At 61.2% G+C, this 23,540-nt stretch carries 19 protein-coding genes; 9 read left to right on the top strand and 10 right to left on the bottom strand.

The features are described from left to right. Positions 1-87 precede the first annotated feature (87 nt). Together lexA and L085_RS06180 are read right to left on the bottom strand one after the other, a co-directional pair. Positions 88-696, bottom strand: coding sequence for a transcriptional repressor LexA (gene lexA, locus L085_RS06185; protein WP_004936736.1), 609 nt, complete (start codon positions 694-696; stop codon positions 88-90). Positions 697-798: 102 nt separating this feature from the next. After that, positions 799-1,167, bottom strand: coding sequence for a diacylglycerol kinase (locus L085_RS06180; RefSeq protein ID WP_015379225.1), 369 nt, complete (start codon positions 1,165-1,167; stop codon positions 799-801). A 148-nt stretch (positions 1,168-1,315) separates the two neighbouring features. On the opposite strand from L085_RS06180, the gene plsB reads away from it, so the two are divergent. Next, the gene (gene plsB, locus L085_RS06175; protein ID WP_031300261.1) at positions 1,316-3,781 is read left to right on the top strand and encodes a glycerol-3-phosphate 1-O-acyltransferase PlsB; all 2,466 of its coding nucleotides are present in this window, start codon (positions 1,316-1,318) and stop codon (positions 3,779-3,781) included. A 66-nt stretch (positions 3,782-3,847) separates the two neighbouring features. Here plsB and ubiA read toward each other — a convergent pair whose 3' ends face one another. Both ubiA and ubiC read right to left on the bottom strand, forming a co-directional pair. Beyond that, positions 3,848-4,720 carry a 4-hydroxybenzoate octaprenyltransferase gene (gene ubiA, locus L085_RS06170; protein WP_004936728.1) on the bottom strand — a complete coding sequence of 291 codons (873 nt, stop codon included), beginning with the start codon at positions 4,718-4,720 and terminating at the stop codon, positions 3,848-3,850. A gap of 17 nt (positions 4,721-4,737) precedes the next feature. Next, the gene (gene ubiC / locus L085_RS06165; protein WP_044030326.1) at positions 4,738-5,253 is read right to left on the bottom strand and encodes a chorismate lyase; all 516 of its coding nucleotides are present in this window, start codon (positions 5,251-5,253) and stop codon (positions 4,738-4,740) included. Positions 5,254-5,645: 392 nt separating this feature from the next. Here ubiC and L085_RS06160 point away from each other — a divergent pair, with 392 nt between their 5' ends. From L085_RS06160 to L085_RS06150, 3 genes are read left to right on the top strand one after another with little or no spacing between them, the layout of a single operon-like run. Next, positions 5,646-7,028, top strand: coding sequence for an MFS transporter (locus L085_RS06160; RefSeq protein ID WP_015379229.1), 1,383 nt, complete (start codon positions 5,646-5,648; stop codon positions 7,026-7,028). Positions 7,029-7,052: 24 nt separating this feature from the next. Next, positions 7,053-8,054, top strand: coding sequence for a LacI family DNA-binding transcriptional regulator (locus tag L085_RS06155; RefSeq protein ID WP_044030325.1), 1,002 nt, complete (start codon positions 7,053-7,055; stop codon positions 8,052-8,054). Positions 8,055-8,076: 22 nt separating this feature from the next. After that, positions 8,077-9,060: a nucleoside hydrolase gene (locus L085_RS06150; RefSeq protein ID WP_021505143.1), complete on the top strand. Its 984-nt coding sequence runs from the start codon at positions 8,077-8,079 to the stop codon at positions 9,058-9,060. 55 nt (positions 9,061-9,115) lie between these two features. On the opposite strand, the gene malM is transcribed toward L085_RS06150, so the two are convergent. The 4 genes from malM to L085_RS25935 all read right to left on the bottom strand — a co-directional run bounded on the left by malM (position 9,116) and on the right by L085_RS25935 (position 13,514). Next, entirely contained in the window at positions 9,116-10,021 is a 906-nt protein-coding gene (malM, locus tag L085_RS06145; protein ID WP_021505144.1) for a maltose operon protein MalM, read from the bottom strand. Positions 10,022-10,118: 97 nt separating this feature from the next. After that, positions 10,119-11,408 (bottom strand): maltoporin, encoded by a 1,290-nt coding sequence (locus L085_RS06140; RefSeq protein ID WP_028127550.1) that lies wholly within the window; start codon positions 11,406-11,408, stop codon positions 10,119-10,121. Between the two features lie 32 nt (positions 11,409-11,440). Continuing rightward, the gene (gene malK / locus L085_RS06135; protein ID WP_004936708.1) at positions 11,441-12,550 is read right to left on the bottom strand and encodes a maltose/maltodextrin ABC transporter ATP-binding protein MalK; all 1,110 of its coding nucleotides are present in this window, start codon (positions 12,548-12,550) and stop codon (positions 11,441-11,443) included. Further along, the gene (locus L085_RS25935) at positions 12,543-13,514 is read right to left on the bottom strand and encodes a hypothetical protein (protein ID WP_015379234.1); all 972 of its coding nucleotides are present in this window, start codon (positions 13,512-13,514) and stop codon (positions 12,543-12,545) included. The genes malK and L085_RS25935 overlap by 8 nt, the downstream gene beginning before the upstream one ends. Positions 13,515-13,872: 358 nt before the next feature. Here L085_RS25935 and malE point away from each other — a divergent pair, with 358 nt between their 5' ends. The 3 genes from malE to malG are packed head-to-tail and all read left to right on the top strand — an operon-like array spanning position 13,873 to position 17,603. After that, positions 13,873-15,066, top strand: a complete 1,194-nt coding sequence (malE, locus tag L085_RS06125; protein WP_004936701.1) for a maltose/maltodextrin ABC transporter substrate-binding protein MalE — start codon at positions 13,873-13,875, stop codon at positions 15,064-15,066. A gap of 57 nt (positions 15,067-15,123) precedes the next feature. Next, entirely contained in the window at positions 15,124-16,701 is a 1,578-nt protein-coding gene (gene malF, locus L085_RS06120; protein ID WP_044030322.1) for a maltose ABC transporter permease MalF, read from the top strand. Positions 16,702-16,712: 11 nt separating this feature from the next. Then, positions 16,713-17,603, top strand: coding sequence for a maltose ABC transporter permease MalG (gene malG / locus L085_RS06115; RefSeq protein WP_015379237.1), 891 nt, complete (start codon positions 16,713-16,715; stop codon positions 17,601-17,603). 88 nt (positions 17,604-17,691) lie between these two features. Here malG and psiE read toward each other — a convergent pair whose 3' ends face one another. Then, positions 17,692-18,099: a phosphate-starvation-inducible protein PsiE gene (psiE, locus tag L085_RS06110; protein ID WP_015379238.1), complete on the bottom strand. Its 408-nt coding sequence runs from the start codon at positions 18,097-18,099 to the stop codon at positions 17,692-17,694. Positions 18,100-18,323: 224 nt separating this feature from the next. Here psiE and L085_RS06105 point away from each other — a divergent pair, with 224 nt between their 5' ends. Beyond that, a complete protein-coding gene (locus tag L085_RS06105; protein WP_033631963.1) occupies positions 18,324-19,760 on the top strand; it encodes a capsule assembly Wzi family protein in 1,437 nt (478 codons plus the stop codon). 60 nt (positions 19,761-19,820) lie between these two features. Here the strand turns inward: L085_RS06105 and pgi are convergent, their stop codons facing one another. After that, positions 19,821-21,467 (bottom strand): glucose-6-phosphate isomerase, encoded by a 1,647-nt coding sequence (gene pgi, locus L085_RS06100; RefSeq protein ID WP_044030320.1) that lies wholly within the window; start codon positions 21,465-21,467, stop codon positions 19,821-19,823. 229 nt (positions 21,468-21,696) lie between these two features. Here pgi and L085_RS06095 point away from each other — a divergent pair, with 229 nt between their 5' ends. Then, entirely contained in the window at positions 21,697-23,505 is a 1,809-nt protein-coding gene (locus L085_RS06095) for a sodium:proton antiporter (RefSeq protein WP_015379241.1), read from the top strand. The last annotated feature ends 35 nt before the right edge of the window (positions 23,506-23,540 follow it).

The following is a 23,540-nucleotide window of genomic DNA, read 5'->3' as shown; positions in this document are numbered from 1 at the left end:
GACTGAGTGACAAAGGGCGAAGTCAGAAACAAAAACGCCCCAAAACAGGGGCGATTGATACAGGGAGCGGCGGTGATGGCGCGGCGATTAAATCCAGTCGCCGTTGCGGATCACGCCGACCGCCAGCCCTTCGATAGTGAAATTCTGCTGACGCAGATCGACCACGATCGGTTGGAATTCGTTGTTCTCCGGCAGCAGTTCAACCACGTTGCCGTGCTTTTTCAAGCGCTTGACCGTCACTTCGTCTTCGATCCGCGCGACCACGACCTGGCCGTTGCGCACGTCTTGCGTTTTGTGCACCGCCAGCAGATCGCCGTCCAGAATGCCAATGTCGCGCATTGACATGCCGTTCACCCGCAGCAGGAAATCGGCGCTCGGTTTAAACAGGGAAGGATCCACCTGGTAGTGCCCTTCGATGTGCTGCTGCGCCAGCAGCGGCTCGCCGGCGGCGACGCGGCCGATCAGCGGCAGCCCTTCTTCTTCTTCCATCAGCAGACGGATACCGCGCGAGGCACCGGAGACGATTTCGATCACGCCTTTGCGTGCCAGCGCCTTCAGATGCTCTTCGGCGGCGTTAGGCGAACGGAACCCCAGACGCATCGCGATCTCGGCACGCGTTGGCGGCATGCCCGTTTGCGAAATGTGCTCGCGAATCAGATCGTAGACCTCTTGCTGTCTGGTAGTTAGTGCTTTCATTCCGCCCCCTGTTTGTTTATACAGTCTTGCTGTGAGTATATACAGGTAAGCGCGGATTGGGAACCGAAGAATAAATAAAAATCAGTCAGTAGGCGCTTTTCGTCAGCCGAAATGCTGCCATAAGACCGTGCCCCAAACGAACAGCGCCAGCACGATCGCCAGCGACACCGCCGCCGATCCCATGTCCTTGGCCCGCCCGGACAGCTCGTGATGTTCGCTGCCGATGCGATCCACCACCGCCTCGATCGCGCTGTTCAGGATCTCGACGATCATCACCAGCGCTACCGATCCGATCAATAAAATGCGCGCTATCGCACCCACATCCAGCCAGACAGCCAGTATGATAGCCAGAAGGGTGACCACCAGTTCCTGGCGGAAAGCCGCTTCGTGCTGCCAGGCGGCGGATAGCCCTTTATAAGAATAGCCGGCGGCCTTGATGATGCGGGTCAGTCCGGTTGCTTGGTTTGCCATGTTTTCGTGCCTTTCTCAGAGGTCGGTCATAATAAAAAGAGTCTAGAACAGTCCGCGCTGACGGCTCTCGGTTTTCGAACACCACAGATCTGCTACCCGGTTTCTGGTATGCTTGCGGCGCATTGCTAACAAGAGGCTTCACGTTGTTATGTCAGGTTGGCGTAAAATTTATTATAAAATATTGAATTTACCACTTAAATTGTTGGTAAGAAGTAAGGTCATCCCTTCAGATCCGGTTACCGAGCTAGGGTTGGATCCCTCACGGCCGATTTTGTATGTTTTACCTTACAATTCCAAGGCGGATTTGCTGACGCTGCGCACCCAGTGCCTGGCGCAGGATCTGCCCGATCCGCTCAACTCGCTGGAGATCGACGGCACCGTGCTGCCGAGCTACGTGTTCATTCACGACGGCCCGCGCGTATTCCGCTATTACACCCCAAAAGAAGAGTCGGTAAAGCTGTTCCACGACTATCTGGACCTGCATCGCAGCAACCCGGATCTCGACATTCAAATGCTGCCGGTTTCGGTGATGTTCGGCCGTTCGCCGGGCCGCGAAGGCCACGGCACGCCGCACCTGCGTCTGTTGAACGGCGTGCAGAAATTCTTCGCCGTGCTGTGGCTCGGCCGCGACAGCTTCGTGCGTTTCTCCAACACCGTGTCGCTGCGCCGCATGGCTACCGAACACGGCACGGATAAAACCATCGCGCAGAAACTGGCGCGCGTGGCGCGCATGCACTTCTCGCGTCAGCGCCTGGCCGCGGTGGGCCCGAGTCTGCCGGCCCGTCAGGATCTGTTCAACAAGCTGTTGGCGTCCAAAGCGATCGAAAAAGCGGTCGAGGACGAAGCGCGCAGCAAGAAGATCTCGCACGAGAAGGCCCAGCAGAACGCCATCGCGCTGATGGAAGAGATCGCCGCCGACTTCTCCTACGAAACCGTGCGCCTGTCCGACCGCGTGCTGAGCTGGACCTGGAACCGGCTGTATCAGGGCATCAACGTCACCAACGCCGAGCGCGTGCGCCAGCTGGCGCAGGACGGCCACGAGATCGTCTACGTGCCCTGCCACCGCAGCCACATGGACTATCTGCTGCTGTCGTACGTGCTGTATCACCAGGGCCTGGTGCCGCCGCACATCGCTGCGGGCATCAACCTCAACTTCTGGCCGGCGGGCCCGATCTTCCGTCGCCTGGGCGCGTTCTTCATCCGCCGCACCTTTAAAGGCAACAAGCTGTATTCGACGGTGTTCCGCGAATACCTCGGCGAGCTGTTCACCCGCGGTTACTCGGTGGAATATTTCGTGGAAGGCGGCCGTTCCCGCACCGGGCGCTTGCTGGAGCCGAAGACCGGCACCCTGTCGATGACCATCCAGGCGATGCTGCGCGGCGGCACCCGTCCGATCACGCTGGTGCCGATTTACATCGGTTACGAACACGTGATGGAAGTGGGTACCTACGCCAAAGAGCTGCGCGGCGCCACCAAGGAAAAAGAGAGCCTGCCGCAGATGCTGCGCGGCCTGCGCAAGCTGCGCAACCTGGGCCAGGGATACGTCAACTTCGGCGAACCGCTGCCATTGACGGCTTACCTCAACCAGAACGTGCCGCAGTGGCGCGAATCGATCGATCCGATCGAAGCTCAGCGTCCAAGCTGGCTGACGCCGACGGTCAACGATCTGGCCGGCCAGATCATGGTGCGCATCAACAATGCCGCCGCAGCCAACGCCATGAACCTGTGTTCCACCGCGCTGCTGGCCTCGCGTCAGCGTTCGCTGACCCGCGAGCAGCTGGTCGAGCAGCTTGAGTGCTACCTGCAGCTGATGCGCAACGCGCCTTACGCGCGTGACGTCACCGTGCCGACGCAAACGCCGGATGAGCTGCTGGATCACGCGCTGAACATGAACAAGTTCGAGGTGGAGAAGGACAGCATCGGCGACATCATCATCCTGCCGCGCGAGCAGGCGGTGCTGATGACCTATTACCGCAACAACATCCACCATCTGCTGGTGTTGCCGTCGCTGATCGCCAGCATCGTGATGCATCATCGCCGGGTGTCGCGCGCCGAGCTGCTGCGCCAGATCGGCATGATCTACCCGATGCTGAAAGCCGAGCTGTTCCTGCATAACGACAAGGAACAGCTGCCGGAGGTGCTGCGGCCGATGATCGACGAGCTGATCCGTCAACAGCTGATCTGCGACAAAGGCGACGATCTGGTGCTCAACCCGGCGCGCATTCGCCCGCTGCAGCTGCTGGCCGCCGGGGTGCGCGAAACCCTGCAACGCTACGCCATCACCATGTCGATCCTCAGCGCCAACCCGAGCATCAACCGCGGCGCGCTGGAGAAAGAGAGCCGCATCATGGCGCAGCGTCTGTCGGTGCTGCACGGCATCAATGCGCCGGAGTTCTTCGACAAGGCGGTGTTCTCCACCCTGGTGGCGACGCTGCGTGAAGAAGGCTACATCAACGACAGCGGCGATGCGATCCGCGAGCACACCCTCGAGGTGTACAGCATGCTGAGCGATCTGATCACGCCGGAAATCAAGCTGACCATCGAAAGCGTCAACATGCCGGAAGAGACCAACGCTCTGCCGCAAACCGATGCGGAAGAAGAGAAAGACGAGTGATTTCGCCCGGCGCGGAAACACAAAAGGCACCCCTTGGGGTGCCTTTTTTCTTGCTGCAGGAAACCGTTACGCCGGCAGATAGCTCAGCGCGATGCCGATAAACACCACCAGCCCGACATAGTTGTTCTGCAGAAAGGCCTTGAAGCAGGCGTCGCGCTCGCGCCCGGCGATCTGCTTCTGCTGGTGAATGAACAGCGCGCCCGCCAGCAGCAGCGACCAGTAAAACGCGCCGCCGAGCTGCGCCAGATAACCGACCCACACCAGCAGCAGCAACGTCGCGAACTGCAACAGCCCGACGATCAGCTTGTCATAACGCCCGAACAGGATAGCGGTGGACTTGATGCCGATTTTCAGATCATCGTCGCGATCGACCATCGCATACAGCGTGTCATAGGCCACCGTCCAGCAGATGTTCGCCAGCAGCAGCAGCCAGCAGCTGAGCGGCAGCGATTCGCTGACCGCCGCATACCCCATCGGAATGCCCCAGCCGAACGCGGCGCCCAGCACGAACTGCGGCAGGTTGGTCACCCGCTTCATAAACGGATACACCCAGGCCAGCGCCAGCGCCGCCAGCGACAGCCAGATGGTCATCGCATTCAGCGTCAACACCAGGCAGAACGAGATCAGCACCAGCACCACGAACAGCACCTTGGCCTCTTTCGCGCTCACCCGGCCGCTCGGCATCGGCCGCCCGGCGGTGCGTTTCACGTAGCCGTCCACCGCGCGATCGGCATAGTCATTCACCACGCAGCCGGCGGCGCGCATCAGGAACACGCCGAGCACGAACACCAGCAAAATCGACAGCGGCGGCACGCCTTTTCCGGCCAGCCACAGTGCCCACAGCGTCGGCCACAACAGCAACAGCGTGCCAATCGGTTTATCAATGCGCATCAAATGGCTGTAAGCCCGCCATTTACTTTGAGTCACGCTTCCCTCCAACGTCTTGCTCTCCTCTCTTATGCGGGGACCGCTGAATACAGCGGTGAAGCCGGTAAAAACAGTTCGGTCAGCAGCAGCGGCTTGCCCGCCAGCCGCAGCCGTGAACGACGCGCCCACAGCGCATCCTGTCGGCCGATATGGATATAGTCGCGGGTCAGATCGCCGCTGCTGAACAAATAGCGCCCCAGCGGCAGCGTCCCCAGATCCACCAGCGCCTGGTCGGGGCCGGTCAGCGTATGTTCCGGGATCACCGTGCGCCCCAGCAGCCAGGGCTGGCCGTCGCCCAGCAGCACCACTTCGCGCAGCCAGTAGCGCGGGCTGTCGGGTAGGTGGTTCGCCTCGTCGCCCAGCGCCTCGCGCGTGACGAAGCATTCGCGCTGCGGTTCAACACGCACCTGGCCGCAATGGCGTTCAAATCGGCGGGTCATGGAGCCTAACTCCATCAGCCAGTCGCTGACGGCGGCGGGCGCCGGAGGATCCTGTTCGGATAACCACTCCAGCGGCGGCAGGATGGAATCCCTGATGCCAGACATTGCTTTACTCCTCGCCTGAACCGCAGCCGGTACGGCGCGCCAGACGATACAAACTGTTAACAGGCCCCCATTGTAGCGCAGAAATGCGAAAGCGGCAGGCTGATTCGTGGCGAAAACGGCAGGTCTATCGGCCGGAAAAAGCGGGGTTCTGTCATCTTTTTGCCATCCGCATTCTCTATCTTCATTTCCCGGCGCGCTGACGATTCTGTGATCGCCCGCAAAGTTTCAGCTTCCTCGCGTTGTGTTATCTACGCGCGTAGATACCCTGATACGGCAGCGTTGAATCGCCATGCGTCCGACATGATTTGTCGGCACACCTTTGTTGCCGGCACCAGGGAAACCATCTTTAACCGCGCCCCTCCAGGCGCAGAACAAAAGAGGATAGCACTGCCATGAGCGAAACAACGCTTGCCCCTTCACAGACCGCCGACGCCGCGCTGGCGGCCGATGAACGCCTGGCAACCAAAGAGGGGCGCAGCCAATTTTGGCGCGCCACCTTCTCCTGCTGGCTCGGCACCGCCATGGAATACGTCGACTTCGCGCTGTACGGCCTGGCGGCCGGCATGGTGTTCGGCGACGTGTTCTTCCCCGAAGCCACGCCGCTGGTGGCGTTGCTGGCCAGCTTCGCCACCTACTCCGTCGGCTTCGTCGCGCGGCCGATCGGCGCGCTGGTGTTCGGCTGGATCGGCGATCGCAAAGGCCGCCGCGTGGTGCTGATCACCACCGTGGCGCTGATGGGCCTCTCCACCACATTGATCGGCCTGATCCCGCCCTATGCGCAAATCGGCGTCTGGGCGCCCGCCTGCCTGGTGATCCTGCGCTTCGCGCAGGGGTTCGGCGCCGGTGCGGAGCTGTCCGGCGGGGCGGTGATGCTGGCGGAATACGCGCCGGCCAAGCGGCGCGGGCTGGTGGCGTCTATCATCGCCATCGGCTCCAACAGTGGCACCCTGCTGGCGTCGCTGGTGTGGCTGCTGGTATTGCAGCTCGACAAGGAAGACCTGATGAGCTGGGGCTGGCGCATTCCGTTCCTCGCCAGCATCCTGATAGCCGGGGTGGCGCTGTATCTGCGCCGCCACGTGCGGGAAACGCCGGTGTTCGAACGCGAGCTGCAGCAAAACCACCAGCGCATGCTGGACGCCGCCCAGGCCGCGCCGGATACGCGCAGCTACCTGCAGCGCACCAAGGCGTTCTGGGTGATGCTCGGCCTGCGCATCGGCGAAAACGGCCCCTCCTACCTGTGCCAGGGCTTTATCGTCGGCTACGTCGCCAAGGTGCTGATGGTCGATAAATCGGTGCCGGCACTGGCGGTGCTGATCGCCTCACTGTGCGGTTTTCTGGTGATCCCGCTGGCCGGCTGGCTCTCCGATCGTTTCGGCCGCCGCATCACCTACCGGTGGTTCTGCCTGCTGCTGGTGCTGTACGCTTTCCCGGCGTTCTGGTTGCTCGACAGCCGTGAGCCGGCGATCGTCATCTCGGTGATCGTGGTCGGCATGTGCATCGCATCGCTGGGGATCTTCGGCGTGCAGGCGGCCTACGGCGTCGAACTGTTCGGCGTGAAGAACCGCTACTCCAAAATGGCGTTCGCCAAGGAGCTCGGGTCGATCCTCTCCGGCGGCACCGCGCCGCTGATCGCCACCGCGCTGCTGTCCGGTTTCGGTCACTGGTGGCCTGTCGCCTGCTATTTTGTTGTAATGGCGGCCATCGGCTTAATCACCACCTTCTTTGCTCCCGAAACCCGCGGCCGCGATCTCAACCTGCCGCAGGATGCCGCGTAGCGGGAAGGCGAACAGGACCTCAATTTGGATAATCACTCCGCGCGCCGCGTTACCCGCGCCGACGTGGCTCGCATAGCGGGCACCTCCGTCGCCGTGGTCAGCTATGTGATCAACAACGGTCCGCGCCCGGTGGCGGAAGCCACCCGGCTGCGCGTGCTGGCGGCAATCGAGCAGACCGGCTACCGGCCGAACGACATCGCGCGAGCGCTGGCCTCCGGCAGCACGCAAACCTACGGGCTGGTGGTGCCGGATATTTCCAACCCGTTCTTCGCCACGCTGGCGCGGGCGCTGCAGCAGGAGGCCTTCAGCCGCGGCCGCGTGCTGCTGCTGGGCGACGCCGGTGACGACCGGCAGCGCGAATATGAGCTGATCAACAACCTGCTGCGCCGCCAGGTCGACGGCCTGCTGTACACCAGCGTCGATCGCCATCCGTGGTTCGATCTGATCCGCGCCTCCGGCACGCCCTGCGTGATGATAGATACCATCGACAGCCAGGCCGGCGTCTGCGCCATTCGCGTCGACGAGCGGGACGCCGCCTGCCAGGCGACCCGCCATCTGCTGCAGCACGGCTATCGCGACATCGGCATTTTTATCGGCCCGCTGACCATGCTCAACGCGCAGGATCGCCTGAACGGCTGGCGCGATGCGCTGCTGGAAGCGGGCATCACGCCGCGCGACGAATGGATTTTCGAGGTGCCCTACACCCGCCAGGGCGGTTACCAGGCCACCCAGCGCCTGGTGCAAGGCCCGCGCCCGCGCGCCGTTTTCACCTCTAACGAGCAGCAGGCGCTCGGCTGCCTGTCGGCGCTGGCGGAACATGGGCTGCGCGCGCCGGGCGATCTGGCGCTGATCTGTTTTAACGGCACGCAGCAATCCGAATTCAGCGTGCCGCCGCTCAGCGCGGTCGAGCAGCCGATCGACGCCATGGCCAAGCGGGCCATCGCCATGCTGGCCGCCGGCGCCGCGCCCGCCGAGCTGCATGAATTCGCTTTTCAACTGCGCATCCGCCACTCGTGCGGCTGCTAGCGGTTTTTCAGGACACCTTACTATGCGTTTAATCATTGATTGCGATCCCGGCAACGGCGTTCCCGGCGCCAACGTCGATGACGGTCTGGCGCTGGCTCTGGCGCTGGCGGCCAAACCGCAGCTGCAACTGGAGCTGATCAGCATCGTGGCCGGCAATACCCCGCGTGAAGTGGGCTTCGCCGTCGCCTCCGATCTGCTGGCGCAGAGCGGCTACCGGGTACCGGTCGCCCTCGGCGCGGCGCGCGCCCTGAGCGAGCCGCCGGAGCCGTGGCGCGCCCATCTGGACCGCCCGATCGCCGATCCGCAGCTGGCGGCGCTGTGGCGCGACTTGCCCGCCCCCTCGCTGGCCAACGCGCCCGCACCGGACGCCGCCATCGCCATCGGCGAACTGATCTGCCGGCATCCCGGCGAGATCACGCTGGCGGCGATCGGCCCGCTGACCAACGTCGCGCACGCCATGCAGCTTTACCCGCAGATGGCGCAGGCGGTGAAAGAGATCGTGATCATGGGCGGCGTGTTCAACGTCGAAGGATACATCAAGGACACCAATTTTGGTTTGGATCCGGAAGCGGCGCGGCTGGTGTTGAACAGCGGTGCCAATATCACGCTGGCGCCGCTGGACGTCACCACCCAGACCATGCTGACCCAGGCGGATCTGGCCGCGCTGACCCAGCCGGATACCCCGCTGTGCCGTTATTTGCGCGCCACCACGCAGCCGTGGATCGACTATTCGCGCCATACGCGGCGCCTGCCGGGCTGCTGGATCCATGATGCGCTGGTGATCGCCTGGCTGCTGGAACCGCAGTTGGTCACGACCGAAATGTTCCATGTGGATGTGGCGCTGGAAGGGGCATTGACGCGCGGCAGCTCACGCCGTTGGCGGCCGGGCGGCCTGCGCCTGACGGTCGGTATGCCGCCGCCGCAGGGCAAGCCGGTGCGCATCATGCAGCAGGTGGACAACACCCGTCTGCTGGCGTTGATCGGCGCAACGCTGGCGCGCGGATGAAAAAAGGTGCGCCAAGGCGCACCAATCATCGAGCCAGCATCGGCAGCGCCGGGTGTTACCCCTTGCCTTTAACGCTGCTGATAAACGTTTTACGCGCAGTGGTAGAGCCCAACTTCTCGGCCTCATTCATCAGCTTCAGCGCCTTGTCGATATCGCCCGCCTTCACCGCCTGCTTGATGCCGTTATTGAAGTAGCTTTCGGTATCGTTGAGCATCGGCTCCGCCGGTTTCTCCGGCGTCGGCATCGGTGCCGCCGCCGCGGCCGGGGTGCTCGACCCCACCACCACCGGCGCCACGGTCGGCGCAGGCTGCAGCATGCCGATCATCACGTTGCCGGTGCCCTGTTCAGCGGTGACCTTAAGCTTCAGCGTGCCGGTCGTCGCGTGGCCGGCGATCGGATCCGGGATATCCGGCACCGCGTTGCCCACCCCCTGCGCATAGGCCTTGGCCGGGTTGGTCAGCTGCGTAGTTTTCACCAAATCCTGGCGAGTGGTGTACACCAGCAGGTAAATCTGTTTTTGACCGAGCGCCGGCGTCAGCTTCAGCGTGCCTTCGAGACGATCGGAGGACATCGCCCCCGGCGGCTGGTAAGGGAAATAGCTGCTCGGGTAATACGCCGCCGGGCGCAGATGCTCGTCCAGCACCAGCACGCTCGGCGCGTACAGCGAATTGTTTTTGGCGAGGCTGCTCAGCGTCACTTCCAGCGAACCGCGATCGGCCGGCAACGTATAGGCGGCGATCGCCCCCTGGATCTCGCCCTGATTGAGCTGCGGGCTGACGGCGTCGAGCTTCACCTCTTGCGACACCGGCGGCTGCAACGGCTGCCACGGCAGGCTTTGCAGCGTGGCGGCGCTGATGGCCGGCGCGACGGAAACGTTGGCCGGCGTATCGGCATTGGCCGCCAAAGGCGCGCCGACGGTCAGCGCCAGCGACAGGCAGAGTGACAGCAGATTCTTTTTCATCGTTATATCCTCTTTCAGCGCCGCGATGGATCAGGCAAGAGATCCGGCCGCGGCGAATGCGATTGGGGGAGAGCCTACGGCCCTCCCCGTCCTGTCGTTACCACCAAATTTCCATCTGGGCGCCGAAGGTGACTTCGTCATCCTTGCCGCGGCTGAAGGTATGCATGCTGGTGTCGTTGTAAGCGGTGCCGGCGTTATACCCGGTATCATCGCCGGTGGCGTAGCCCCACTTCTCATCCCACTTGGCGTAGGTGGCGAACAGGCGGATGGCCGGACGCGACCAGATGCTGTTGCCCGCCTGCCATTGCTGCGCCAGGGTCACTTTATACTGGCCGTTGCGATCGCCGGTGCGCTGGGATTTGACGTTGTCATAGCCGGCTTCCAGCAAGGTGCTCATGATCGGCGTCCATTTGTACATCGGGCGTACGCCCACGGTGTACCAGGTGGTGCCGTTGTTGTTGTCGCGGTCGATGTCCTGGAACATGGCGACGTACATCAGCGCCCATTGATCGTTGAAGTCGATGGCGCCGTGATCCAGCACGCGGATCATCTTGCCGTTGTTATCGATGGTGGCGCCTTCGTTGCGGCCGTTGTTCTGCGAGGTCATCGAGTCGGTGGCGTACTGCAGCACGAACTTGTTGTAACCGTTCAGGATGCTCTGCGTGTGTTCCGCGGTGAACATCCAGCCGTCTTTGCTGGCGCCGTCCGCCAGGCGGTAGTTATCCTGCGCATTGGCGCGGCCGTAGTCCACGCCCAGCTCCAGGGTGCCGCCCGGGTTCAGCTCCAGGCCGGCCAGACGCAGGTCGAAGGTATCGTTGACGGTCGGACGCTGTTTCCATTCGTTATCCAGATAGCCGTAAGAGCCGCCGGATTCGGAGTTGCGGGTCACGGCGGCGGACAGCTTGCCGAAGCCCAGATCGATGTTTTCCAGACCGGCGCCCGGGCCGGAGATATCCCAGTAGTAGAAGTCGATCATGTGAACGTCATGACGCTGATAGAAACGCTTACCGGCCCACAGCGTGGAGCCCGGCAGCCACTCGATCAGGTTTTTACCCTGCACGTTGACTTCGCGGAAGCCCGGGGTCACGTCTTCCCAGTCGGAACGCTGCGAGACCGAATAGGCCAGGTTGGTGTCGAAATAGAAGCTCTTGTCGCCTTCTTTCCACACTTCCTGCCCCAGTTTCAGTTCGGCGTAGGTTTCACATTCGTTGCCGAGACGGTATTTGCTCGCGGCGCCGGTGGCCTTGAAGCACTGTTGCTCACCGCCGCTGCCGGTCCAGCCGATGCCGGAACGGGCGTAACCGTGAAAATCCACGGCCAGCGCCTGAGTAGAGAGAACACCGGCGGCGACAGCCAGTGCCAGAGGAAGTTTGCGCAGAGTAGTCATCATTATTCTCCTGTTATACCGACTTTGATGCTTTAAACGCCCGGCTCCTGGTGCAGCCGTTTACATGCCGTACCGTCTTCACGGAACAGGTGGCAACGATGAGGCGGCAGGCCGATGGCGAATGTGGCACCTTCTTCTACCAGCACCACGTCGTTCTGGCGGTACACCAGGTTTTGACGGATGGCCGGGATTTGGATGTGGATTTGCGTCTCGTTGCCGAGCTGCTCCACCACCTGTACGTCGCCGGTAAGCCGCACTTCAGAGGCTTCGCCGGGCAGCAAATGTTCGGGGCGAATGCCCAGTGACAGATTGGCGCCGGGCTGAACGCCCGCGCCTTCCACCGGCAGCCAGACCAGTTGACGGTTGGGCAGTTCGACCTGCACCTGTTGCGGCTGCGCAGCGGTCACCTTGACCGGCAGGAAGTTCATCTTCGGCGAGCCGATAAACCCGGCGACGAAGCGGTTGGCCGGGTAGTGGTACAGTTCCAGCGGCTTGCCGACCTGCGCCACGCGACCGGCGTCGAGCACCACGATCTTGTCGGCCAGCGTCATCGCTTCAACCTGATCGTGAGTGACGTAAATCATGGTGCGCTGCAGGCGCTTGTGCAGACGGGAGATCTCGATGCGCATCTGCACCCGCAGCGCGGCATCGAGGTTGGACAGCGGTTCGTCGAGCAGAAACACGTCCGGCTCGGCCACCAGCGTGCGGCCGATCGCCACGCGCTGACGCTGACCGCCGGACAGCGCCTTCGGCCGCCGATCGAGCAGGTGCGCCAGCTGCAGCACCTCGGAGACCTGGTTCACCCGTTGATTGATTTCCGCTTTCCTGGCGCCGGCCAGCTTCAGGCCGAACGACATGTTGTCCGCCACCGACAGGTGCGGATACAGCGCGTAGGACTGGAACACCATGCCGATGCCGCGCTCGGAAGGCGGCACCTCATTCATCCGTTTCTCGCCGATCAGCAGGTCGCCGGAGGTGATGTCCTCCAGCCCGGCGATCATGCGCAGCAGCGTCGATTTGCCGCAGCCCGACGGCCCGACGAACACCACAAACTCGCCGTCTTCGATGGTCAGATTGACGTCTTTGGAAATCACGGCCTCACCGAAGGCCTTATAAACGCTGCGCAGTGTCACGCTAGCCATGCGTTACTCCCCTGCTTTCGCAGTTAACATGTCGTGTGAAAATGGCGGAGGCAAAGCCCGCCAAAACCCATTGATGACCCTCTTGCTGCGCGCCGTGCTGCCATGCCAACGGCAAGGTCGCCTCAGACGGCGCGGCCGCCTGAGTATAAGGCTGCAGGTTTATCAGCGCTTCAAGGCATTGATCCTGATGGGTAATAAGTAAGCGCACCACGCCGTCCCGCTGGCTGACCGCGTTCAGCTCGCCGCGCTGGATGAGCGGCGAACGGCGCAGAGCCAACAGCGCCTGGCAGTAACGTAAGGTGGAGTGGCTGTCGTGCTGTTGGCGGCTGATGGCCAATGCGCGGTGTTCGATCGCCACCTGCTGATACCAGCTGATCTCCCCGGCGGTGACCTGTTCGGGGGCTTCATGCCACGGCATCGGCGTTTGCGCGCCGCGCGGATCCTGCAGGCCGGCGGCATGCGGCAGCCCCAGCTCTTCGCCCTGATACAGGCAGATCGGCGCCGGCAACATCGCCAACAGCGTCAAAAAGGCGGCGGCGGAACGCAGATCGCCTTGCCCCCAGCGGCTGACCACTCTTGGCTGCTCGGCGTCCCCGGTGCTCCACAGGCTGTCCGCCAACGTGGCGCGGCGGGCGTGCAACACCGCCGCCAGCTTCTCCGCGCTGAACGGCATCACGTCCAGCGCCAGCGCGCCGTGGGCGAACCGCTGCGGCGCGACGGCATTGCGAACGCGGTTGGCTTCATCGCCGTACCACAGCGTCAGCCCTTCGCCCGTCACCGTCGCCTCGGCCTCCGGCGCCAGCGTCTGCGGCAGCAGCAGGCCGTCGATCGACAGCGCTTTCAGGTACGGCAGCGCCGCCAGCATGCCGTGCGCGTCGCCCACGCCGTCCCCGTTTCCGTCACGGAAACTGGCCGGATGGATCCGGTACAGGGTGGGCTGAGTGGCGATAGGCATTGACGACATAAATCCGGTATCCCTGCTGCGCGTGGCGTTAAAAATCGATGTGCCGATAGTGCGGGAGTCACCGGAAAGGGTAATCATCCGTAACAGGATTTTTCATGGGGGAGGAGGCGGGAGGATGAGAGAACGACCGCGGCGATGAGAAGTTCCGCGCTTAAGGCAAATCTGTGATCAAGCCGGCAAAAATCGCCCCCCTATTGTGTGCCTGACGCCACAGAATAGAGCACAACGTTAACTGGATCACACTCCTCATCTCAGGGGCGTAGAGGGGGGGAGGATGAGAATATGTCGCGTTGTGACCCACTATTACCGCGAAACGTCTCTCCTTGATTTATGTGCCCACAAAAAGAAGGACTGGATTATGACTCGCAGCATTACCCTCGCCCGAACGCTGGCGCTCTCGGCACTGGCCACCCTGGTGCTCTCTTCTTCCGCCTTCGCCAAGATTGAGGAAGGCAAACTGGTTATCTGGATCAACGGCGACAAGGGCTATAACGGCCTGGCCGAAGTCGGCAAGAAATTCGAAAAAGACACCGGCATCAAAGTCACCGTCGAGCACCCGGACAAACTGGAAGAAAAATACCCGCAGGTGGCCGCCACCGGCGACGGTCCTGACATCATTTTCTGGGCCCACGACCGCTTCGGCGGCTATGCGCAGTCCGGCCTGTTGGCCGAAATCCACCCGTCCAAAGCCTTCCAGGACAAGCTGTTCCCGTTCACCTGGGACGCCGTGCGCTATGACGGCAAGCTGATCGGCTATCCGATCGCCGTCGAAGCGCTGTCGCTGATTTACAACAAGGACTTGGTCAAACAGCCGCCGAAGACCTGGGAAGAGATCCCGGCGCTGGACAAACAGCTGCGCGCCGCCGGCAAGAGCGCCATCATGTGGAACCTGCAGGAACCCTACTTCACCTGGCCTATCATCGCCGCCGACGGCGGTTATGCCTTCAAGTATGAGAACGGCAAATACAACATCAAGGATGTCGGCGTCGCCAACGCCGGTTCGCAGGCCGGCCTGCAGTTCATCGTCGATCTGGTGAAAAACAAACACATCAACGCCGATACCGATTACTCGATCGCCGAGGCCGCGTTCAACAAAGGCCAGACCGCGATGACCATCAACGGCCCGTGGGCCTGGAACAACATCGAGCAGAGCAAAATCAACTACGGCGTGACGCTGCTGCCGACCTTCAAAGGCAAACCGTCCAAACCGTTCGTCGGCGTGCTGACCGCCGGTATCAACGCCGCCAGCCCGAATAAAGAACTGGCGACCGAGTTCCTCGAGAACTATCTGCTGACCAACGAAGGGCTGGCGGACGTCAACAAAGATAAACCGCTGGGCGCGGTGGCGCTGAAGTCCTACCAGGAAACGCTGGCCAAAGATCCGAAGATCGCCGCCACCATGCAGAACTCGCAAAACGGGGAGATTATGCCGAACATCCCGCAGATGAGCGCCTTCTGGTACGCCGAACGCAGTGCAGTGATCAACGCCGTCAGCGGCCGTCAGACGGTGAAAGCCGCGCTGGACGACGTGCAGACCCGCATCACCAAGTAACGACGTCGTGCGGGGTGCCGTGGCGCCCCGCCATTGCTTCACAGAAAGGAACGCCCTATGCAATTCGCTCACGCCGGGACGCCTGCGCGTAAAAAATCGAAGTGGTGGCAAAGCGACGCGCTGAAATGGCTGTTGGTCGGCCTGTTCAGCCTGGTGACCTGCTACCTGATTGTGTTGATGTATGCACAGGGTGAATACCTGTTCGCCATCCTGACGCTGATCCTGGTCAGCGCCGGACTTTACGTCTTCGCCAACCGCCGCGCCTACGCCTGGCGCTATGTGTATCCCGGCGTCGCCGGCATGGGACTGTTCGTCCTGTTCCCGCTGATCTGCACCATCGCCATCGCCTTTACCAACTACAGCAGCACCAACCAGCTGACCTTTGAGCGCGCGCAATCGGTGCTGATGCAACGCCAGTTCCAGAGCGGCAAAACCTTCACCTTCGGCCTCTACCCGGCGGAAAATCAGCAATGGCGCCTGCAATTAACCTCGCCGGACAGTGAACAGCCGTTGATTTCCGAGCCTTTCCACCTCGACGCCGCTGCGCCGCAAACCCTGACATTGACCACGCAGAGCGCCGCGCCGCAGGGCGAACGCGCCACGCTGCGGGTGATCACCCAGAACCGGCAAGCGCTGAGCCAGCTGGTGGCGCAACTGCCCGACGGCGGTGAATTGCGCATGAGCTCTCTTCGCCAATTCTCCGGCACCCGCCCGCTGTATGCGCTGGACAAAGACGGCAGCACGCTGACCAATAACCAGACCCAGGTGCGCTATCGGCCGAACGGCGACATAGGCTTCTATCAGGCGATCAACGCCGACGGCGGCTGGGCGCAGGAAACCCTGAGCCCCGGCTATACCGTCACCACCGGCTGGAAAAACTTCCTGCGGGTGCTGCAGGACGAGGGCATCAAGAAACCGTTCGTGTCGATCTTCATCTGGACCATCGTGTTCTCGGTAATGACGGTGATCCTCACCGTGGCGGTCGGCATGGTGTTGGCCTGCGTGGTGCAGTGGGAGGCGCTGAAAGGCAAGGCGATCTACCGCGTGCTGCTGATCCTGCCCTATGCGGTGCCGTCGTTCATCTCGATCCTGATCTTCAAAGGGTTGTTCAACCAGAGCTTCGGCGAAATCAACATGATGCTCAGCCATCTGTTCGGCATCAAACCCGCCTGGTTCAGCGATCCGCTCACCGCCAAGAGCATGATCCTGATCGTCAATACCTGGCTCGGCTATCCGTACATGATGATCCTGTGCATGGGGCTGCTGAAAGCGATCCCGGACGATCTGTACGAGGCCTCGGCGATGGATGGCGCCAACCCGTGGCAAAACTTCTTCCGCATCACCTTGCCGCTGCTGATCAAGCCGCTGACGCCGCTGATGATCGCCAGCTTCGCCTTCAACTTTAACAACTTCGTGCTGATCCAGCTGCTGACCAACGGCGGCCCGGACATGATCGGCACCACCACGCCGGCCGGCTATACCGATCTGCTGGTCAGCTACACCTACCGCATCGCCTTCGAAGGCGGCGGCGGGCAAGACTTCGGCCTGGCGGCCGCCATCGCCACGCTGATCTTCCTGCTGGTGGGCGCGCTGGCGATCCTGAATTTGAAAGCCAGCAAGATGAACTTCGATTAGGGAGAATAACGATGGCCATGGTTCAACCCAAATCCCAGCGCTTGCGCCTGTGGATCACCCATATCTTGATGCTGTGCTTTATCGCCCTGATCATGTTCCCGCTGCTGATGGTGGTGGCCATCTCGCTGCGCGCCGGCAACTTCGCCACCGGCAGCTTGATACCGGAAACCCTCTCTTGGGATCACTGGCGGCTGGCGCTCGGCTTCAGCGTCACCCACGCCGACGGCAGCGTGACGCCACCGCCGTTCCCGGTGCTGCTGTGGCTGTGGAACTCAGTCAAGATCGCGGCGATCACCGCCATCGGCATCGTGACGCTGTCCACCACCTGCGCCTACGCCTTCGCCCGCATGCGTTTTCGCGGCAAGAGCACGCTGTTGAAGAGCATGCTGATCTTCCAGATGTTCCCGGCGGTGCTGTCGCTGGTGGCGCTGTACGCCCTGTTCGACCGCCTGGGCCAGTACATTCCGTTTATCGGCCTGAACACCCACGGCGGCGTGATTTTCGCCTACATGGGCGGCATTGCGCTGCACGTCTGGACTATCAAAGGCTATTTCGAAACCATCGACAATTCGCTGGAAGAAGCGGCGGCGCTGGATGGCGCCACGCCGTGGCAGGCGTTCCGTCTGGTGCTGTTGCCGCTGTCGGTGCCAATTCTGGCGGTGGTGTTCATTCTGTCGTTTATTGCCGCCATCACCGAGGTGCCGGTGGCGTCGCTGCTGCTGCGCGATGTGAACAGCTACACGCTGGCGGTGGGGATGCAGCAATATCTCAACCCGCAGAACTACCTGTGGGGCGACTTCGCCGCTGCTGCGGTGCTGTCGGCGATACCGATTACCGCCGTGTTCCTGCTGGCGCAGCGCTGGCTGGTGGGCGGCCTGACGGCCGGCGGCGTGAAGGGGTAATTTGTGCCACTGCAGTGCGTTTGATGTTTTTCCGCGATAGCGGTAATCCTGTGTCTTTGGCGGCCTTTGGCCGCCATTTTTATCTCCGCTATTCCCGTTTCAGCCGGTCGGTGTTGGCCAGATAGAGCGTCACCACCAGCACCAATATCGCCGCCGCGTAGATCAGGGTGTCGATGGGATTTTTGTGATCCACGATAATCAAACGAATAATCGCGGTAATGCCGATATAAATAAAATAGCGCAGCGGGAAATGATAACCCGACTCAAAATACTTGACGATCAAGGCGATAAATTCAAAGTACAGAAAATAAATCACGATGCCTTCAATCAACAGGTAAGAGGACGACTCTTCGCTATTAATAAATAACACCTTCGCCAGATGGATGGTCTCCTTGACCAGAAACACCACCAGAATTGCCGCCAGCAGCAACAAGCCCACGTTCAGCACCCGCTGCAGCCCCTTCGCTATCATGATCGAACGCGACGTTTTTGCCATAAAACCTCTCCTGAATACCGCTTATATGATTCAACCGTGCCAATATAGGCATTGTCCTAAAAATTCCGCCCTTCGCGAAAGCACTTTAAACCCCATTTAATTCATCACGTTATAATAAGATGTTTCTGGCTTATAGATTTGTAGCAAATCGAAATGTCAACTATCATGGGTCACAGAGATCTTTACATAAAACCAATAACCTCGAATTAACAAGGGAATTCTTTATGCGCGCTAAACTTAACGGACTGGTCGCTGCAGGCCTGTTTACCTGTGCATTGTCCGGCCACGCCGCCGGCCTGGTAGCCCCTGACAACGATCTGCGTAACGATCTCGCCTGGTTGTCTGACCGCGGCGTCATCAATGTCAGCCTGTCCACCTGGCCGCTGAGTCAGGAAGAGATCAGTTCCGTTATCGCGCAGGCCAAACCGGTCACCAATACCGAGAAAAACGTCATCGACCGCGTGCAACGCCGCGTCGATGCCCTGAAAGCCAACATCCGCGTCAGCGGTTACGCGTCGACCGATAAACCCGGCACCCCGCAAGGCTTCGGCCAAAACGAGTACGCCGACGATCGCCTGACCATCGGCGCCGGCGCCAACGGCGAGTTCTGGGACGTGCGTCTGCAGGGCTCGGTGGAAGGCGATCAGCGCGTCAGCGACGGTTCCAAATTCAACATGAACGGCTCCTACGGCGCAGTGAAAATCTGGAACCAATGGCTCTCCTTCGGCGAGGTTTCCCAGTGGTGGGGCCCGGGTTACGACGGCAGCCTGATCCGCTCCGACGCCGCGCGCCCAGTGGCCGGCTTTATGCTGCAGCGCGCCGACCAATCGCCGTTTGAAACCCCGTGGCTGTCGTGGATCGGCCGCTGGCAATACCAGCTGTCAGCCGGCCAGCTGTCGCAGTACAGTTCTGTACCGCACACCAAACTGATCGGCGGCCGTTTCACCATGATGCCTACCGACTTCGTCGAGCTGGGCGCATCGCGCATCATGCAGTGGGGGGGGAAAGGCCGTCCGCAGTCATGGAGTTCATTCTGGGATGCCTTTAGCGGTAACGATAACGATGACTCAGGTCAGGGCAACGATCCGGGCAACCAGCTCGCCGGTTTCGACTTCAAGCTGAAAATGCAGCCGCTGATCGGCCTGCCGGTCAGCCTCTATGGCCAGTTGGTCGGCGAAGATGAAGCCGGCATGTTGCCGTCGAAAAACACCTATCTGCTCGGTCTGGAAGGTCACCCGGAATGGGGCCCGACCACCATCAACTGGTATATTGAAGGTTCCGATACCCGTTCGGATATGAGCCGTAAAAACTACGTGTACAACCACTACATCTACAAAGGCGGCTACTATCAGCAGGGCTACCCGCTGGGTCACGCGATGGGCGGCGACGGCCAGATGCTGTCCGGCCGCGTCGAGCTGGTGCTGGACGACAGCCAGCGCTGGAGCACCCGTCTGGTATACGCCAAGGTGAACCCGCTGAGCCAAAGCATCAACCAGGCGTTCCCGAAATCCGATACGCTGAAGGGCGTCCAGGTCGGTTGGGGTTACACCTTCCCGTCTCAGGTTAAGTTCGATACCAGCCTGTGGTACACCGACAACGATCACAGCACCGCCGATGACGTGGGCGCGGGCGTCAGCTTCGAAGTGCCGATCAATCTGTAATTTGTTACAGACGTAAAAAAACCCGCCGCGGCGGGTTTTTATTGGCTTCAGCTCAGGCGCTTAGCGCCATTCCTTGAAGCGGTTGATCAGCGCATTGGTCGAGCTGTCATGGCTGCTGATTTTCTCGCTGCCCGCCAGCTCCGGCAGGATGCGGTTAGCCAGCTGTTTGCCCAGCTCCACGCCCCACTGATCAAAGGTGAAGATGTTCAGGATCGCGCCCTGGGTGAAGATCTTGTGCTCGTACAGCGCGATCAGGCTACCCAGGCTGAACGGGGTGATTTCACGCAGCAGGATCGAGTTGGTCGGCCGGTTGCCTTCAAACACCTTGAACGGCGCCACGTGCTTGACCTGCTCAGGGGTTTTGCCCTGCTCCGCGAACTCGGCTTCCACCACTTCCAGCGACTTGCCAAACGCCAGCGCTTCGGTCTGAGCGAAGAAGTTGGACAGCAGTTTGGCGTGATGATCGCCCAGCGGGTTATGGCTGATGGCCGGCGCGATGAAATCGCACGGCACCAGCTTGGTGCCCTGGTGGATCAACTGATAGAAAGCATGCTGGCCGTTGGTGCCCGGCTCACCCCAAATGATGGGGCCAGTCTGGTAATCCACCGGGTTGCCATTGCGATCGACGTACTTGCCGTTGGATTCCATGTTGCCCTGCTGGAAGTAAGCGGCAAAACGGTGCATGTACTGATCGTACGGCAGAATGGCTTCGGTTTCGGCGCCGAAGAAGTTGTTGTACCAAATACCGATCAGCGCCAGCAGCACCGGCAGGTTTTTCTCCGCCGGCGTTTCGGCGAAGTGCTTGTCCATAGCGTGCGCGCCGCTCAGCAGCTGCTCGAAGTTGTCATAACCGATGGACAGCGCGATCGACAGGCCGATCGCCGACCACAGGGAGTAACGGCCACCGACCCAGTCCCAGAACTCGAACATGTTGTCAGTATCGATGCCGAACTCGGCTACCGCTTTGCCGTTGGTGGACAGCGCGGCGAAGTGCTTGGCCACGTGCTGTTGATCGGCGGCGCTGCTCAGGAACCAGTCACGCGCGCTGTGGGCGTTGGTCATGGTTTCCTGAGTGGTGAAGGTTTTGGAGGCCACCAGGAACAGCGTGGTTTCCGGATTCAGCGGCTGCAGCGTTTCGGCGATGTGGGTGCCGTCGACGTTGGAGACGAAGTGCATGTTCAGGTGGTTTTTATAAGGGCGCAGCGCTTCGGTCACCATGTAAGGGCCGAGATCCGAACCGCCGATGCCGATGTTCACCACGTCGGTGATCGGCTTGCCGGTGTAGCCTTTCCACTCGCCGCCGATGACGCGCGCGCAGAACTGTTTGATCTTGGCCAGCACCGCGTTCACTTCCGGCATCACGTCTTTGCCGTCGACCAGGATCGGGCTGTTGCTGCGGTTGCGCAGGGCAATGTGCAGCACCGCGCGATCTTCGGTGCGGTTGATCTTCTCACCGGCGAACATCGATTTGATGGCGCCTTGCAGATCGGTTTCTTTCGCCAACGCCTGCAGCTTCTCCAGGGTTTCCTGCGTGATGCGGTTCTTGGAATAGTCCACCAACATTTGATCGTTGAAGGTCGCGGAGAACCTGGAGAAACGATCGCTGTCCTGGGCGAACAGGTCGGCGATCCGTACGTCTTTCATCTGTGCATAATGTTGCTGCAGGGCTTGCCAAGCAGCGGTTTGACTAGGATTGATATTTTTCATAGCAACACTCTTAGGCTTGAGAATAAAAATGACGCGTTTGTCCGATTGTAGCCTGTTCGACTGTGATTATGATCGCTTTTCTTGCGATAGGCGCTAACTGTCAACGCATTGCCGCCTCGTTTCAGCTTTCACTCTATACTTTTGGCTAACGGCCTGTTATCGGGGTTGCCGAATTGTCATCAGGCTGTGTCATCGTCGTTTATTTCGTCATTTGAAAGGGATCTCGCTTATGGAATTATCCGCCCCGCTCATGTTGGTGCTTATCGGCCTGGCGTCGCTGCTGGCGCAGTGGCTGGCCTGGTTGCTGCGCCTGCCGGCCATCTTGCCGCTGCTGCTGTTCGGCATCGTGCTCGGCCCGACGGTGCATCTGGTACAGCCGGATCTGCTGTTCGGCGATCTGCTGTTTCCGCTGGTGTCGCTGTCGGTGGCGATCATCCTGTTCGAGGGGGCGCTGACGCTGCGTTTCGAGGAGATACGCGGCCTCGGCGGCGTGGTGCGCAACCTGGTCACCGTCGGCATGCTGGTCACCTTTCTGGTCATCAGCCTCGCCAGCTGGTGGCTGCTGGATTTCCCGCCGGAGCTGGCGGCGCTGATCGGCGCGGTGACGGTGGTGACCGGGCCGACGGTGATCGCCCCGCTGATGCGCGTGGTGCGGCCGAACGCCAACATTAACCAGGTGCTGCGCTGGGAAGGGATCGTCATCGATCCGGTCGGCGCCATCTTCACCCTGCTGGTGTTCGAGTTTATCGTGCTGAAGCAGAATGCGGAATCCTATACCCACCTGTTTTGGACGCTGGGCGTGACCGCCGCCGTCGGTCTTATCGCCGGCGCGCTGTTCGGTTACCTGCTCGGCCTGGCGCTGCGCCGCGTTTGGCTGCCGCGCTACCTGCAGAACCTGGCGGTGCTGGCTATTATGCTGACCGCCTTCGGCGTGTCCAACGCCATCGCCGACGAATCCGGCCTGCTGACCGTCACGGTGATGGGCATCTGGCTGGCCAACATGCGCGACGTGGACACCAGCGATATTCTGGCGTTCAAAGAGGAGCTGTCGGCGATCCTGATCTCGGCGCTGTTCATCATTCTGGCGGCGCGGCTCGACATCCAGGCGCTGTGGAACATGGGCTGGCCGCTGCTGCTGCTGCTGCTGGCGGTGCAGTTCATCGCCCGGCCGCTGTGCATCGCGGTGTCGACCTGGCGCTCTTCCCTGCACTGGCGCGATCGGCTGCTGCTGTGCTGGATCGCCCCGCGCGGCATCGTGGCCGCGGCGGTCAGCTCGCTGTTCGCGCTGACGCTGCAGCGCAGCGGCTATCAGGGCGCCGACCGGCTGGTGACCGTGGTGTTCGCCATCATCATCGGCACCGTGGTGTTGCAAAGCCTGACCAGCGGCATAATGGCGCGCTGGCTGCGGGTGCAGCAGCAGAAACCGCGCGGCGTGCTGATCGTCGGCGCCAACAGCGTGGCGCGCATGCTGGCGCAGGCGCTGATCAAGCTGAACGTGCCGGTGATCGTCACCGACAGCAGCTGGGAATACTACCGTCAGGCGCGCATGGACGGCATTCCGGCCTACTATGGCCACGCCTACTCCGAACACGCCGAGAACTACCTCGATCTGAGCAATATCGCCCAGGTGCTGGCGCTGTCGCCCAACCGCCACCAGAACGCGCTGGCGGTCTACCACTTCGGCCATCTCTTCGGCGAAGATCACGTGTTCGCCATCCGTTCGGGGGCGCCGTTGAAAGGACGCGGCGCCAGCGCGGAAAGTTCGCGTTTCCGCCGGCATGAAATTTTATTTAATCAGGAAGCCACCTACGGCCGCCTGAGCAGCCTGCTCGCCAGGGGGGCCACCATCAAAGCGACCAAATTGAACGAAAATTTCGGTTGGCTGGAGTATTTGGAGAAACATCAGGGCGTTATTCCGCTATTCAGCCAAAAGGAAGACGGTTCTCTGCAACCGATTGGCGCCGGTTCCACGCCCGCGATGCCCTGTACGCTTATCGCGCTGGTGCAAGATGAAAATCCCTCACCGTCTGTACGTTGACAGAATGGCGATAACCGGCTATTCCTAACAGCCTA

It is taken from the genome of Serratia sp. FS14, assembly GCF_000695995.1.
In the GTDB taxonomy this organism is placed as follows: domain Bacteria; phylum Pseudomonadota; class Gammaproteobacteria; order Enterobacterales; family Enterobacteriaceae; genus Serratia; species Serratia nematodiphila.
Note: the sequence above shows the minus strand (reverse complement) of the source record. Positions and strands in the feature narration are given on the sequence as shown.

Excerpts from the sequence above, each read along its gene's own strand:
- L085_RS06160 (WP_015379229.1), top strand. The coding sequence starts at position 5,646 with ATGAGCGAAACAACGCTTGCCCCTTCACAGACCGCCGACGCCGCGCTG.
- ubiC (WP_044030326.1), bottom strand. The coding sequence starts at position 5,253 with ATGTCTGGCATCAGGGATTCCATCCTGCCGCCGCTGGAGTGGTTATCC.
- malG (WP_015379237.1), top strand. The coding sequence starts at position 16,713 with ATGGCCATGGTTCAACCCAAATCCCAGCGCTTGCGCCTGTGGATCACC.
- psiE (WP_015379238.1), bottom strand. The coding sequence starts at position 18,099 with ATGGCAAAAACGTCGCGTTCGATCATGATAGCGAAGGGGCTGCAGCGG.
- pgi (WP_044030320.1), bottom strand. The coding sequence starts at position 21,467 with ATGAAAAATATCAATCCTAGTCAAACCGCTGCTTGGCAAGCCCTGCAG.
- L085_RS06140 (WP_028127550.1), bottom strand. The coding sequence starts at position 11,408 with ATGACTACTCTGCGCAAACTTCCTCTGGCACTGGCTGTCGCCGCCGGT.
- L085_RS06105 (WP_033631963.1), top strand. The coding sequence starts at position 18,324 with ATGCGCGCTAAACTTAACGGACTGGTCGCTGCAGGCCTGTTTACCTGT.
- malE (WP_004936701.1), top strand. The coding sequence starts at position 13,873 with ATGACTCGCAGCATTACCCTCGCCCGAACGCTGGCGCTCTCGGCACTG.
- L085_RS25935 (WP_015379234.1), bottom strand. The coding sequence starts at position 13,514 with ATGTCGTCAATGCCTATCGCCACTCAGCCCACCCTGTACCGGATCCAT.
- malM (WP_021505144.1), bottom strand. The coding sequence starts at position 10,021 with ATGAAAAAGAATCTGCTGTCACTCTGCCTGTCGCTGGCGCTGACCGTC.
- L085_RS06095 (WP_015379241.1), top strand. The coding sequence starts at position 21,697 with ATGGAATTATCCGCCCCGCTCATGTTGGTGCTTATCGGCCTGGCGTCG.
- L085_RS06180 (WP_015379225.1), bottom strand. The coding sequence starts at position 1,167 with ATGGCAAACCAAGCAACCGGACTGACCCGCATCATCAAGGCCGCCGGC.
- plsB (WP_031300261.1), top strand. The coding sequence starts at position 1,316 with ATGTCAGGTTGGCGTAAAATTTATTATAAAATATTGAATTTACCACTT.
- malF (WP_044030322.1), top strand. The coding sequence starts at position 15,124 with ATGCAATTCGCTCACGCCGGGACGCCTGCGCGTAAAAAATCGAAGTGG.
- L085_RS06150 (WP_021505143.1), top strand. The coding sequence starts at position 8,077 with ATGCGTTTAATCATTGATTGCGATCCCGGCAACGGCGTTCCCGGCGCC.
- lexA (WP_004936736.1), bottom strand. The coding sequence starts at position 696 with ATGAAAGCACTAACTACCAGACAGCAAGAGGTCTACGATCTGATTCGC.
- malK (WP_004936708.1), bottom strand. The coding sequence starts at position 12,550 with ATGGCTAGCGTGACACTGCGCAGCGTTTATAAGGCCTTCGGTGAGGCC.